Raw genomic sequence first — 13,713 nt, 5'->3', positions numbered from 1 at the left:
CATATTTCGGAAGAACCTCTTTTTTGTTATGTCTTACGTTCTCTTCTCACTCTAAGTGCAAAAGTAGGTGTTAAGCATGATTTGTTTTACATTTTTTTGCACAAAGTCTATTTATATGCGCATTATTATAAGGTTTGTGTTTTAAAATACATTAAAATAGGGGTCGTTCGCTTGCGGTATTATTTTCCTTTTTATTATCTTTGTAAGATAGAATAAGAAAATAGTAAGTTTACTTTTAAAAGCAATGTTTGAAAATTTAAGTGATCGTCTTGAACGCTCCTTTAAGATTCTCAAGGGAGAGGGAAAGATAACAGAGATAAATGTAGCAGAAACCCTGAAGGACGTGCGCAGAGCGCTTCTTGATGCCGATGTTAACTATAAAGTTGCAAAAACCTTTACTGATACCGTAAAGCAGAAGGCGTTAGGTATGAACGTTCTCACAGCCGTTAAGCCTGGACAACTCATGGTTAAGATTGTACATGATGAGTTGGCTGAGTTGATGGGTGGTGAAGCTGTCGGTCTGAATTTATCAGGTCGTCCTTCTATCATTCTTATGAGTGGTTTACAAGGTTCTGGTAAGACAACATTCTCTGGTAAACTGGCAAACATGCTCAAGACAAAGGAGCATAAGAATCCTTTGTTGGTTGCTTGTGACGTCTATCGTCCTGCAGCTATCGACCAGTTGAAGGTTGTTGGTGAACAGGTAGGTGTAGCTGTCTATAGCGAGCCTGAGAACAAGAATGTGAATGAGATTGCTGATCACGCACTTGCTGAGGCAAAGGCAAAGGGTCACGATGTTGTCATCATCGATACAGCTGGACGTCTGGCGGTTGATGAAGAGATGATGAACGAGATTGAGAGTCTCAAGAATCATGTTCATCCTGATGAGACACTGTTTGTTGTTGACTCAATGACAGGTCAGGACGCAGTGAATACAGCCAAAGAGTTCAATGATCGTTTGGATTTCAATGGTGTTGTTCTCACAAAGCTTGATGGTGATACACGTGGTGGTGCGGCATTGTCAATCCGTACAGTCGTTACAAAGCCTATTAAGTTCATTGGTACGGGCGAGAAGATGGAGGCTATTGATGTGTTCCATCCGGGTCGTATGGCAGACCGTATCTTGGGTATGGGTGACGTTGTTTCGCTTGTAGAGCGTGCACAGGAGCAGTTCGACGAGGAAGAAGCAAAGCGTCTGCAGAAGAAGATTCAGAAGAACCAGTTTGATTTCAACGATTTTTATAATCAGATACAGCAAATCAAGAAGATGGGTAACTTAAAGGACCTCGCTTCTATGATTCCTGGAGTAGGCAAGGCTATCCGTGATGTCGATATTGATGATAATGCTTTCAAGGGTATTGAGGCAATTATCCAGAGTATGACACCGAAGGAACGCACGAATCCAGAACTGCTCAACAACTCTCGTCGTCAGCGTATTGCTAAGGGCTCTGGTACCAATATACAAGAGGTGAACCGACTCATTAAGCAGTTTGACCAGACTCGTAAGATGATGAAGATGGTTACTGGCTCGAAGATGGCTGGTATGATGAGCAAGATGAAGGGTATGCCGGGAATGCCAAATATGCCGAAGATGTAAAAGACACATATTCATCAAATAATATCATTACTATGGAATATCAGTTAATAGACGGAAAGGCAACAGCAACTGCGATAAAGCAGGAGATTGCCGAAGAAGTGAAGGCGATTGTTGTCGCAGGTGGTAAACAACCTCATCTGGCTGCCGTTTTGGTGGGACATGATGGCGGAAGTGAAACCTATGTTAAGAATAAGGTAATTGCTTGTGAGCAATGTGGATTCAAGTCTACGCTCATTCGTTTTGAGGCTGATGTGACAGAAGAAGAGCTTTTGGCTTGTGTGGATAAGCTGAATAAGGATGAGGACGTTGATGGCTTCATCGTTCAGCTTCCTTTGCCAAAGCATATCGATGAGCAGAAGATTATTATGGCTGTTGACTATCGCAAGGACGTGGATGGTTTCCATCCTATCAATGTGGGGCGTATGGCTATCGGTCTTCCTTGCTTTATCTCTGCTACACCATTGGGTATCCTCACCTTGTTGCAGCATTATCATATTGAGACTTCTGGTAAGAAGTGTGTTATCTTAGGTCGTAGCAATATTGTTGGTAAGCCTATGGCACAGTTGATGATGCAAAAACAGTATGGTGATTCAACTGTAACCGTGTGCCACTCTCGTTCAAAGGATTTGAAGAAAGAGTGTCAGGAGGCAGATATCATTATCGCAGCTATTGGCAGACCTGAATTTGTAACAGCTGATATGGTAAAGCCAGGTGCAGTGGTTATTGACGTCGGTACAACACGTGTTGAAGACAAGGCACGTAAGAGTGGCTTCAGACTATGTGGTGACGTGAAATTTGATGAGGTTGCTCCTCTCTGCTCTTTCATTACACCTGTTCCAGGTGGTGTTGGTCCTATGACCATCTGTTCACTAATGAAAAATACACTTGCTGCAGGCAAGAAAGAATACTATAAGTAGATGACAGCAGAAGAATATTTCCAACGAGGTAATGAATGCCGACAGAGAGGCGACTGGCAAGAAGCCTTAGCCAATTATATGGAGGCTATCGAGTTGGACCCTAATTCTCCAGCAGTAATCGCAAAAGAGATGGTGGAGAATATTCTCAACTTCTATAACAAGGATGCGTATAATCCTTAAAATACAAAAACTATGAGCAAGATGAAAGGTGCCATTGTGGTAAACACAGATCGATGCAAAGGATGCCAGTTGTGTATCGTTGCATGTCCGAAAGATGTTATTGCTTTGGCTCAGAAAAAGGTTAATGTCCACGGCTATCCGTATACAGAGTCTGCACGACCAGATGATTGTATTGGTTGTGCTGCTTGTGCTACGGTTTGTCCTGATGGCTGTATCACAGTCTATCGTAAAAAAGTGGAGGAATAATTATGGCAGAACAAGATGTAAAACTTATGAAGGGTAATGAGGCTATTGCTCATGCAACTATTCGCTGCGGTGCTGATGGCTATTTCGGTTACCCTATCACTCCTCAGAGTGAGATAATTGAGACACTTTCAGCATTGAAGCCTTGGGAGACAACGGGTATGGTTGTTCTTCAGGCTGAGAGCGAGGTGGCTTCAATCAATATGATTTATGGTGGTGCTGGCGCTGGTAAGCGTGTGCTGACAAGTTCCTCATCACCTGGTGTAGCTTTGATGCAGGAGGGTATCAGCTATATGGCTGGTGCAGAACTTCCAGGCGTCTTTGTTAACGTTCAGCGTGGTGGTCCAGGTCTTGGAACTATCCAGCCAAGTCAGAGTGACTACTTCCAAGCAACACGTGGAGGTGGTAATGGCGATTACAATGTGATTGTATTGGCGCCAAATTCTGTACAGGAGATGGCTGATTTTGTTGACTTGGCTTTCGAGTTAGCATTCAAGTATCGTAACCCTGCAATGATTCTTTCTGACGGTGTGATTGGTCAAATGATGGAGAAGGTTGTCCTTCCTCCACAGAAGCCACGTCGTACAGAGGAGGAAATCCGTAAGGAGTGCCCTTGGGCTTCAATGGGTCGTACAGCTGATCGCAATCCTAATATCATTACCTCTTTGGAATTGAAGCCAGAGATAATGGAAGAAAGAAACCTCCACTTACAGGAGAAGTATCGTCAGATTCGTGAGAATGAGGTACGCTTTGAGACCCAGCAGTGCGAAGATGCAGATTATATTATCGTTAGTTTTGGTAGTGCTGCACGTATCGGCGAGAAGGCTGTTGAGTTAGCTCGTGAGGCAGGATTAAAGGTCGGTTTGTTCCGTCCAATCACTTTATGGCCTTTCCCAAGTAAGCAACTTGCAGAGTTGTGCATGGGTAAGAAGGGTGTATTGGTAAGCGAAATCAATGCTGGTCAGATGGTACAAGACGTGCGCTTGGCTATCAACGGAGCTTTACCAGTAGAACACTTTGGTCGCTTAGGTGGTATCGTTCCTGACCCTGAAGAGATTGTTAAGGCACTCAAGGAAAAGTTAGTAAAGTAAGAAGGGAGGACGTATATTATGGCAAATGATATCATTTCACCTGAGAATCTGGTGTATAAGAAGCCTACTTTGATGAACGATACGACAATGCACTATTGTCCGGGTTGTTCACATGGTGTGGTACATAAGTTAGTTGCAGAAGTAATCGAAGATATGGGAATGAGTGATAAGGCGATTGGTGTATGCCCTGTTGGCTGTGCCGTGTTTGCTTATCGCTATCTTGATATCGACTGGCAGGAGGCTCCTCATGGTCGTGCTCCGGCTGTAGCAACGGGTATTAAGCGCCTTTGGGAAGATCGTTTGGTATTCACTTATCAGGGCGATGGTGACCTTGCCTGTATTGGTACAGCAGAGACACTCCATGCTTTGAACCGTGGTGAGAACTTTACAATTATCTTTATTAATAATGCCATTTATGGTATGACAGGTGGTCAGATGTCGCCTACAACGCTTATGGGTCAGAAGACTGCAACTTGTCCATACGGTCGTGAGCCAGAATTGCATGGCTATAATCTGAACATTACGGAGTTAGCAAGTCACTTGAAAGGAACCTGCTATGTAACTCGTCAGAGTGTTGACACCGTTGCTTCAATCAATAAAGCAAAGCGTGCAATTCGCAAGGCGTTTGAAGCAAGTATGCAAGGAAAGGGAAGCTCGTTAGTAGAGATTGTTGCAACCTGTAATAGTGGTTGGAAACTTACTCCTGTAAAGGCTAACGAGTGGATGCGTGAGAATATGTTCCCTGAATATGAAAAGGGAGATTTGAAAGACACTACAGGTCTTTAAGTCGTCTCCCATATAAATTAAGGTGTAATATGAAAAAAGAGATAATAATTAGTGGCTTCGGTGGTCAGGGCGTACTCTCTATGGGTAAGATTCTGGCTTATTCGGGACTAATGGAAGATAAGGAGATAACATGGATGCCAGCTTATGGTCCAGAGCAGCGTGGTGGTACAGCCAACGTTACTGTCATTGTAAGTGATGAACGTATCTCTTCTCCTATTCTCAGCAAGTATGATGTAGCGATTGTGTTGAACCAGCCTTCACTGGATAAGTTCGAACCAAAGGTTAAGCCAGGCGGTTTACTTATCTATGATGGTTATGGAGTCTTCAATCCTCCTACTCGTAAGGACATCACAGTCTATCGCATCAATGCAATGGATAAGGCTGCTGAGATGAAGAATGCAAAGGTGTTTAATATGATTGTCTTAGGTGGTCTGCTTAAGGTTTGTCCTGTAGTCAGCACCGATGGACTCAAGAAGGCGCTCTTCAAGAGTCTGCCAGAACGCCACCATAAACTCATTCCACTGAATATGGAAGCAGTGGAGGAGGGTATGAAGATTATTGCTCAGCAGTAATCGAATCGCACTGCCACAGAGTCCTCTGTGGTAATGATGAAAGTGAACCTGATTTTTTATAACTCTCTAATTTGTTAAAGGGACCTAAGCAGTGATGCTACGGGTTCCTTTTTTCTTTGCTTATTGGTAATGGCATTTCGACGTATTATTGCTTCGCACGTGTGGTGTTATTGCTTCGCACATGTTGTGCTGATGGTAAACACGAATGGTGCTGAGCGTTAAGTTGCTTGCTATATAAGATAGAGGGCAGGCTCATTTGCTTTTTATTAAAAAGAGCTATTCGGTCGTAACAAACAAGCTAATTTATATGATACGTTTTCTTACTTTTATAAAAGGTAACCAAATGTTATCTATTTTAAAGCTGTTTCTTAATGAGAAAGGATATGCAATTTAATCTTTATAGGGCAATAATAACTCTATAAATAGCGCAGAAGAAAGTCCCTACAAGGCACCGTTTTGCTTTATATCCTTATATATTATTGTATTATTAAGTCGAAAAAAACATAAACATTGTTCTTTATTTCCTTCTTTGTGGTTGCTTTTGCTCATAATATAGGGTGCTGTGCAGATTTTTCTTCTAAAAAATTTGGTTGTTTCATTATTTTTTTATTACTTTGCACCGAGATTAAAACATTGACATTATAGATTTTACAAATATTAATTAATTCAGAGAAAACAATGAAAAAGTTAGTTTTAATGTTGGCTGCTGCTTCTATGGCAGCATCTGTTTCTGCTCAGACTGTAGCAGAGAGCAAGACATTTGATAACATCTACGTTGGTATTAACGGTGGTGTTGCAACAAAGACAACTGGTCATAAGTGGTTGAGCGACCTCGATCCAAACGCTGGTATCCGTATCGGTCGTTACTTCACTCCAGTATTCGGTCTTGCTATTGAGGGTAACGCATACTTCTCAAACAAGCCTTGGGGTTCTACAGGTACAGTAGTTCGCGCTACTAACGCAAGCTTGCTCGGTACTGTAAACCTTAGCAACTGGTTCGGTGGTTACAAGGGTGAGCCACGTACATTCGAGGTTAGCGCACTCTATGGTCTTGGTTGGATGCACGTATTTACAAACAACAAGCTTGTTAAGGCTGCTACTGAGAATCAGCGTAATCGTATGACTTCTAAGGCTGCTCTTGACTTTGCTTTCAACTTTGGTTCAGCAAAGCAGTTCCAGTTCTATGTAGAGCCTTCTATTAACTTCGCATTCTTGGGTCAGTCAAAGAGCAAGGAACTTGTTGCAACTGGTAATGCTTTGGCTCCAGTAGCTGTAGCTGATCATCAGGAGTATGGTTACAAGGCAGCTTCACAGGCAGGTCAGCCAGCTTATAACATCAACAACTCATTCGTTCAGTTGAATGCTGGTCTCGTTTACAAGTTTGCTAATTCTAACGGTACACACAACTTCACAATCGTTACTCCACGTGACCAGGCTGAGATCGATGCTTTGAACGCTCAGATCAACGAGCTCCGCAACCGTAAGCCAGAGGTTATCACTAAGGAGGTTGTTAAGCAAGTTGTTAAGGAAGTTCCTTCTGTTAAGGAGTTCACAGTATCTGACCTCGTATTCGTAACATTCGCTCAGGGTAAGTCTGCTCTTACAAAGGACGCTAAGGCTGCTCTTAACAACGTTAAGCAGGGTGTTCACGTTCAGGTTGTTGGTACAGCTTCTCCAGAGGGTTCTAAGGAACTTAACGATCGTCTCTCACAGGCTCGTGCTGACGTAGTTGCTAACTACCTCAAGGGTCGTGGTGTTATCGTTGACGAGGCAACTGGTAAGGGTGTACAGGGTGTAACTTCTAACCGTCTTGCAGTTGTTTACGTAAAGTAATCTAACCGAATAGGTTAAGAAGGATTATCCTTCGAACGATAAATATTGGGGATGCATCTTTTAGGTGCATCCTCTTTTGTTTTGTTTATATGTGTAGTTTTTCTTAATAAGGTTTATTAATAAGGATGACATTTTAGTTTTCCTTGCAAATAATAGAATAATCTTACTGATTCTCCGTTATATAAAATAAGCAAAGTGGTATAACTGCTTGTAATAACTTGTTAGTGTAAAAAGGGTTATATGGAAAAGTTATCAAAGATAGGTAGATATGAGTTTCTGGCGGAGCCGTTTCATTGCGACTTCTCCAATCATTTGTTTATGGGGCATTTAGGCAATCATATGTTGAATGCTGCCGATTTTCATAGCAACGACCGCGGTTATGGTATGAACTATCTCAATACAGTTAATAAGACATGGGTTTTGAGCCGCTTGGCTATTGAGATGGAAGAAATGCCGAAGGCATATGATAAGTTCTTTGTAGAGACTTGGGTCGATAGTGCTTTGAAATCCTTTACAAGCCGTAATTTTAAGGTGATTGGTGAGACAGGGCATGTTTATGGCTATGGTAAGAGTGTCTGGGCAATGATAGACCTTGACACACGTCAGCCTGCAGACATTCTTGCTGTTCGCGGTGGTTTGATAACCGAGTATATAGAAACAGAATATTCTTGTCCAATAGAGAAGTCATCACGTGTGAAGATGTCTGCTGATGCCACTCCTGTTCGTTCAATAGACACTTATTATAATGATGTTGATATCAATGGACATATTAACTCAGTCAAATATATCGAGCATATATTAGACTTGTGGGACGTGGCTTGGTATAAGCAACATCGTATCAAACGTTTTGAGATAGCTTATGTTGCTGAATCACATCAAGGTGATAAACTTCACTTCTATCGGGAGCAGCGAGGAACGGAGACCGACTTCAATGTAAGGATAACAAAGAGTAATGTGGAAGGAGAAGAGACGGAAGTGTGTCGTTGTAGGGTACAATTTGTTTAACTCGTATCGGTCGTTAGGAAACAATACCTACAGTACAGAATTATACGTGTTGTAATCTAATAAAATTTGGCTTTAAGAGTTGCTGTCACTCGTGTCACTTATTATAGATGTATAATTACTTGTTTTATAATAAGTTATCTCCATATGTTAAAATGACAGCAAACGTAATTTAAAATAAACTTGTTAGAAGTGTAGTGTTTCTGTTCTTGTTATAAGCTTGATCAGTTCAAACTTCAATGAGTTGATGAATATTTTAATAATCATGATATCTGTCTTTGAAAGAATAAAATTAGTTTAGGGTAGAAGTAAGAAACTTCCATCCATAAGGATTTCCTCTTCCAAAACCATTTCTCGCATTACTTGTTGTACAAGATTCCAATCGTCATTTAACTGTCGAATCTCTGTTATAGGGTGCTTTTGGCCATCTGCTAAGAAAGTTAGTAGCTGTTCTCTGATAAGCTCTTTCTCATCGGTATCATCCTCTTTGGTATGTGAAAGGCAGACATCACATTGCTCACAGTCTTTTGACTTCGTTTCCCCGAAGTAAGATAGTAGTTGCCTGCTGCGACATACTCGTTCATTCTGTGCATAATTAATTACAGAATTGATACGCTTTATGAATTGCTCCTTTCTGTCCTCATACACACTCTTGTTAAGGATAACGTCAACACCATCAACACGGTCTTGTGTGTAGCTGATTAGTGGTGTGTTCTTACGTGGAATGAAGTTGATAATACGCTTCTTGCTTAGATTAACCAATACCATATAGGTTTGGTTTCTGTCGAGTCCAGCTTCTTGTGCAATATAGCTTTCATCAATATATCCACTGTCAGAAAATAAACCGCCATAGTTACGGAGTAGGGCAGTGACGACATCATTCTCCTTGTCAGTAAGTGAGTCCAGTCGGTAGAGGTCATCTCTATTCAACAGGAAACGAACACGTGCCTTGGTGTCTGGGTTCTGTTCATAATCAATATAGCCAGCTCGTTGAAGAATTGTTAGCGCAGCATTTACACGTATTGGAAAATGTTTAAAGGTATTGCAGAACTTGTCAATAGGAAACTCAAAGATACATCCATAGCCACTTCCAACACCTATCTGATAGAAGTAGGCTAAGTGTTCGTACACTGTCTGGATATAGTCTTTAGGAGGGAAGGTATCTTCAATGCGTTTTTGCAACGTACGGTTGTCGTGCCCATTATAAAGGAGTACAGCATATGCTTTATTGCCATCACGTCCCGCACGTCCTGCCTCTTGGAAGTAAGCCTCCAAGGAACTTGGACTATCGATATGAATAACCACACGTACGTTAGGTTTGTCGATACCCATACCAAAAGCATTTGTAGCAACCATAACGCGTATCTTATCGTTCTGCCAGTCGTTCTGCCGTTGGTCTTTAATGCCAGGTTCTAAGCCTGCATGATACCATGTAGCCGAGATTCCATGTTCGGTGAGCATTTGTGCAATCTCCTTCGTGCGTTTTCTACTACGGCAGTAGACGATAGCCGTCTTAGGTATAGATTGCAGGATATGTACCATCTCTGCCTCTTTGTCTTCAGTCTGGCGTACGACATAAGCTAAGTTCTTACGTTCAAAGCTCATTCGGAAGACATTCTTCTCTTTAAAACCTAAACGGTCTTGGATATCATCAACAACTTCTGGTGTGGCAGTTGCTGTTAAAGCGAGGATAGGTGCATTGGGAACTAACTTTCGAATGTCTGCAATCTGCAGGTAAGAAGGTCGAAAGTCGTATCCCCATTGGCTGATACAGTGGGCTTCATCAACAGTGATGAAACTCACTTTTATATGTCTTAATTTAGCCTGAAAGATATCAGAACCTATACGTTCAGGAGAAATATAAAGTAGTTTTATCCCTCCAAAGGTACAGTTCTCTAAAGTAGTAATGATGTCATCATGGCGCATACCTGAATAAATCGCAGCAGCCGTGATCCCTTGATGACGAAGATGGTCAACCTGATCCTTCATTAATGCAATAAGAGGAGTAATGACTAAGCATACTCCCTCTTGGGCTAATGCAGGCACTTGGAAGGTGAGAGACTTTCCTCCTCCTGTTGGCATTAGTCCTAAGGTATCCTTTCCTGAACCGATACTTTCGATAATATCTTTCTGTATACCGCGAAAGTCAGGATAGCCCCAATATTGATGAAGAATGTCAAGGTCGGACATTTGACTTTGAACTTTGAGGTTTGAACTTTGAACTTTAGGGGCTTGAAGGAAGCCTATTCGTTCGAATAATACTAATAAAATTCAATCAACCATCAAGACTCTTCAGTTGGTCTAATATCCTCTATCTGTAATTGTACTGCTCCACGCTTAAAGACATTATCCTCAATGGTGTATGCTATGTCAAATGAGCGTTTCGACTTGATATAGCGGGCAGAGGCACTCTGTCCAAAGGCTATACCATTCATTACGTTATTGGATTTAGAATCGACCAGCTCTAACTTGATATGCTCTTGCTCACGTCCAACAACCTTGCTGGTTCCGAAATCGTAGACATCTAACGTACAGAAGAGAGGCTTTGGGTTTCCAGGACCAAATGGTGCGAAGCGTTTTAAATCAGTATGCAGTTTCTTTGTGATATCCTTAAAGTCAATAACAGCATCAATGTCCAAGATAGCTTCGCGTTGTTCTGGTTCGATATGCTCTTCCACATATGCTTGGAATCGTTTACGAAACTCCTTTACATCTGCCCACTTCATGGTTAGTCCAGCAGCATAAGTGTGTCCACCGAAGTTTAATAAGAGGTCACGACAGCTCTTAATAGCTGCATATACGTCAAATCCCGCTACACTACGTGCAGAGCCTGTTGCAAGGTTCTCGTCACGTGTCAGGACTACTGTCGGACGGAAATAGATTTCTGTCAGACGAGAGGCAACGATTCCTATGACACCTTTTTTCCAATGCTCATCATAGAGAACAATGCTCGACTGATGCTTCTGACTTTCCAAGCGAGCCACAATCTGGTTAGCTTCTTCTGTCATCTGACGGTCTACATCCTTTCGCTGTTCGTTGTATTCGTCAATATGCTTTGCTTGATCGAGAGCTAAACTGTATTCTCTTTCAACAAGTAAGTCAACACTCTTCTTACCATTCTCCATACGTCCGCTGGCGTTGATACGTGGTCCAATCTTGAAGATAATATCGCTCATTGACAACTCACGACCATTCAGACCGCAAATATCTACAATAGCTTTCAGTCCAAGGCTTGGATTTTGATTCAACTGCTTTAGTCCGTGGAAGGCAAGAATACGGTTCTCATCCACCACAGGAACCAAGTCGGCCGCTATGCTGACAGCACAGAAGTCGAGTAGGGGAACGAGACGAGAGAATGGAATATTGTTGTTCTTAGCAAATGCCTGCATGAACTTAAAGCCTACACCACAACCACACAGGTCCTTGAAAGGATAGGTGTCATCTGGTCGCTTGGGGTTAAGAATCGCCACAGCAGGTGGCATCACCTCGTCAGGGACGTGATGATCACAGATAATAAAGTCTATCCCTTGCTCTTTGGCATAGGTTATCTCTTCGATTGCTTTTATACCACAATCGAGGATAATGATGAGTTTTACTCCAGTTTCTTTAGCAAAGTCTATTCCCTTCTTGCTAACTCCATACCCTTCATCATAACGATCGGGAATGTAGTAATCAATATTTGAATAGAACTGGCGTAAGAATTTATACACCAACGCTACAGCCGTACAGCCGTCTACGTCATAATCTCCGTAGACAAGAATGCGCTCCTTATGACCCATAGCATCATTGAGTCGATCAACAGCAGCATCCATATCCTTCATTAAGAAAGGATTGATGAGGTCTGCTAATTGTGGGCGGAAGAACCGTTTAGCCGCACTCTCCGTCGTTATACCACGACGAATGAGCAGCGAAGCGAGAATGGGACTAATCCCCAATTTCTCCCCTAAGTCTTTAGCCGCATTGACCTGAGTATCTGCAGGTGGAGTGTAGTTCCATTTAAATTGCATTTTAAATTGTTTTTATTTCTGTCCGTAAAGGTACAAAAAAAATGGCAAATGAGTATGTTATGTGGCGTATTATTTGGTTCTGTTTTTTATGATATTAGCACCATTTGCCTAATTAGTCCAATTGATAATAAAACAACAATCCCGCTCCAAATCATTAGAGCGGGATTGATTATGATTTATAGATTGTTGAAATGATGATATCAGAAAGGCTTGTTCTTTATTATCAATTCAACTTGTCTTATTCTTTTAGAGACCCATCTTCTTGCGGATGTCCTTAGGAATAGCGTTCTTGTTTACCATGTAGTCCATGGTGTTAGCTGCAATAAAGTTCTTGGTCATGTACCAGATACCTTTGTAGTCACCAGTCTCACCCCATGAATTCTTTACCATATAATACTCCTTACCATTCTGGTCTTTAGCAATACCGAAGATGAGCATACCATGATCATCAGTAAGCTCCCAGTTGTCAAAACGCTCCTGACGCTGCTGCTGTGTAGGAACAACCTCTGGTACGTTTACACCGAGTGAGTCGATGATATCTTTCTTCTTTGCAGCAGAAAGACCAAGCCAGTGAGCCATATCACTACCCTTCATGCTTTCAACCTTCTTACCGTCAACCATGTAAGCCAAACCCTTACGAGTGAAACCTGGCTCGCTAACGTCGCCACCCCATGCTACTGTGTAGCCATTCATGACAGCGTTATCAATGATACGCATCATCTCATCCATTGGGAGGTTATAAGACAATGGGAAACGCCAGTTGTCCTGTACTTCAACTGCAAACTGTGAGTAGAATGGGTGATGTGTGTAAGAAGTAATAGTTACATAGTCACTCCAGTTCAAACCAAGGCTTGCAGCGAAGCTCTTTGGAGTGTACTGCTTGCCTTCGTAAGTGAATGTCTCTGGACACTTGCCAAGATAAGCATCGAGGATACCCTGTAAGCCCTGCTTCCATTGACCAGAAATCTTGTTTGCCTTGTTGCGTGCAATACCATTCACATATGGCTCTAACAAAGAGAAGAACTCATTGAAGTTGTTCAATGAATCGCCATAGAGTGAGCCTGGGAATGGCATAGCACTTTCTGGACAAATACCATAAGTCTCAAGGGTGTGCAATACATCGTATGCAGAACCACCTTGAGCAAACTGGCAATCACCATGGAAGCGAACAACCTGAATAGCGCGCTCCATGTATGTCTTGTTAGCAACGAAACTCTCACAGAGGTCGTATGTCTTACCAGTCTTCTTCAAAATCTCAGCCTCGAAGTAGCTAAGAGTTGAATAGTCCCAGCATGTGCCTGAACGGTTCTGGTCCTTAATACTTGTAATTGGAATCTGCTTTACTACAGTAAAAACAGGCTTGTTAGAGGTTGCACCCTCTTTCTTGTCTGCGGCATTAGCACCTATCGCAAGCAAAGCGAGCAATGCTACAACAAAAGTTTTTCTCATAAGTTTTTTCTTATAAATGGGGTTGCCGTTGTGAGT

Annotated in this window: 12 protein-coding genes; 9 read left to right on the top strand and 3 right to left on the bottom strand. The window is 42.1% G+C overall.

Going from position 1 to position 13,713, the window contains the following annotated elements; all coding sequences use genetic code 11:
• Window positions 1-244 precede the first annotated feature (244 nt).
• The 9 genes from ffh (at window position 245) to HMPREF0659_RS04805 (ending at window position 8,224) form a co-directional block, all read left to right on the top strand.
• Window positions 245-1,597: a signal recognition particle protein gene (ffh, locus tag HMPREF0659_RS04845; protein ID WP_013264982.1), complete on the top strand. Its 1,353-nt coding sequence runs from the start codon at window positions 245-247 to the stop codon at window positions 1,595-1,597.
• 32 nt (window positions 1,598-1,629) lie between these two features.
• Window positions 1,630-2,514, top strand: a complete 885-nt coding sequence (folD, locus tag HMPREF0659_RS04840; protein WP_013264555.1) for a bifunctional methylenetetrahydrofolate dehydrogenase/methenyltetrahydrofolate cyclohydrolase FolD — start codon at window positions 1,630-1,632, stop codon at window positions 2,512-2,514.
• Window positions 2,515-2,694 (top strand): tetratricopeptide repeat protein, encoded by a 180-nt coding sequence (locus HMPREF0659_RS04835; protein ID WP_004360124.1) that lies wholly within the window; start codon window positions 2,515-2,517, stop codon window positions 2,692-2,694.
• 12 nt (window positions 2,695-2,706) lie between these two features.
• Complete coding sequence (locus HMPREF0659_RS04830; protein WP_004360126.1) at window positions 2,707-2,940, top strand: 4Fe-4S dicluster domain-containing protein; 234 nt, start codon at window positions 2,707-2,709, stop codon at window positions 2,938-2,940.
• Window positions 2,941-2,942: 2 nt separating this feature from the next.
• Window positions 2,943-4,028 (top strand): 3-methyl-2-oxobutanoate dehydrogenase subunit VorB, encoded by a 1,086-nt coding sequence (locus HMPREF0659_RS04825; RefSeq protein WP_009012057.1) that lies wholly within the window; start codon window positions 2,943-2,945, stop codon window positions 4,026-4,028.
• 18 nt (window positions 4,029-4,046) lie between these two features.
• Window positions 4,047-4,814, top strand: a complete 768-nt coding sequence (locus HMPREF0659_RS04820; protein ID WP_013264800.1) for a thiamine pyrophosphate-dependent enzyme — start codon at window positions 4,047-4,049, stop codon at window positions 4,812-4,814.
• Window positions 4,815-4,843: 29 nt separating this feature from the next.
• Window positions 4,844-5,386, top strand: a complete 543-nt coding sequence (locus HMPREF0659_RS04815; protein WP_013264500.1) for a 2-oxoacid:acceptor oxidoreductase family protein — start codon at window positions 4,844-4,846, stop codon at window positions 5,384-5,386.
• Between the two features lie 678 nt (window positions 5,387-6,064).
• The gene (locus tag HMPREF0659_RS04810; RefSeq protein ID WP_044045882.1) at window positions 6,065-7,219 is read left to right on the top strand and encodes an OmpA family protein; all 1,155 of its coding nucleotides are present in this window, start codon (window positions 6,065-6,067) and stop codon (window positions 7,217-7,219) included.
• A 240-nt stretch (window positions 7,220-7,459) separates the two neighbouring features.
• Entirely contained in the window at window positions 7,460-8,224 is a 765-nt protein-coding gene (locus HMPREF0659_RS04805; RefSeq protein WP_013264528.1) for an acyl-[acyl-carrier-protein] thioesterase, read from the top strand.
• A 294-nt stretch (window positions 8,225-8,518) separates the two neighbouring features.
• On the opposite strand, the gene HMPREF0659_RS04800 is transcribed toward HMPREF0659_RS04805, so the two are convergent.
• The 3 genes from HMPREF0659_RS04800 to HMPREF0659_RS04790 all read right to left on the bottom strand — a co-directional run bounded on the left by HMPREF0659_RS04800 (window position 8,519) and on the right by HMPREF0659_RS04790 (window position 13,677).
• Complete coding sequence (locus HMPREF0659_RS04800) at window positions 8,519-10,411, bottom strand: RecQ family ATP-dependent DNA helicase (RefSeq protein WP_013265008.1); 1,893 nt, start codon at window positions 10,409-10,411, stop codon at window positions 8,519-8,521.
• Between the two features lie 92 nt (window positions 10,412-10,503).
• Entirely contained in the window at window positions 10,504-12,228 is a 1,725-nt protein-coding gene (recJ, locus tag HMPREF0659_RS04795) for a single-stranded-DNA-specific exonuclease RecJ (protein ID WP_013264929.1), read from the bottom strand.
• Window positions 12,229-12,474: 246 nt separating this feature from the next.
• Window positions 12,475-13,677: a C1 family peptidase gene (locus HMPREF0659_RS04790; RefSeq protein WP_013264266.1), complete on the bottom strand. Its 1,203-nt coding sequence runs from the start codon at window positions 13,675-13,677 to the stop codon at window positions 12,475-12,477.
• Window positions 13,678-13,713: the final 36 nt, after the last annotated feature.

Origin of the sequence: Prevotella melaninogenica ATCC 25845, assembly GCF_000144405.1 — a bacterium.
In the GTDB taxonomy this organism is placed as follows: domain Bacteria; phylum Bacteroidota; class Bacteroidia; order Bacteroidales; family Bacteroidaceae; genus Prevotella; species Prevotella melaninogenica.
This window is presented reverse-complemented; position numbering and strand designations above follow the sequence as displayed.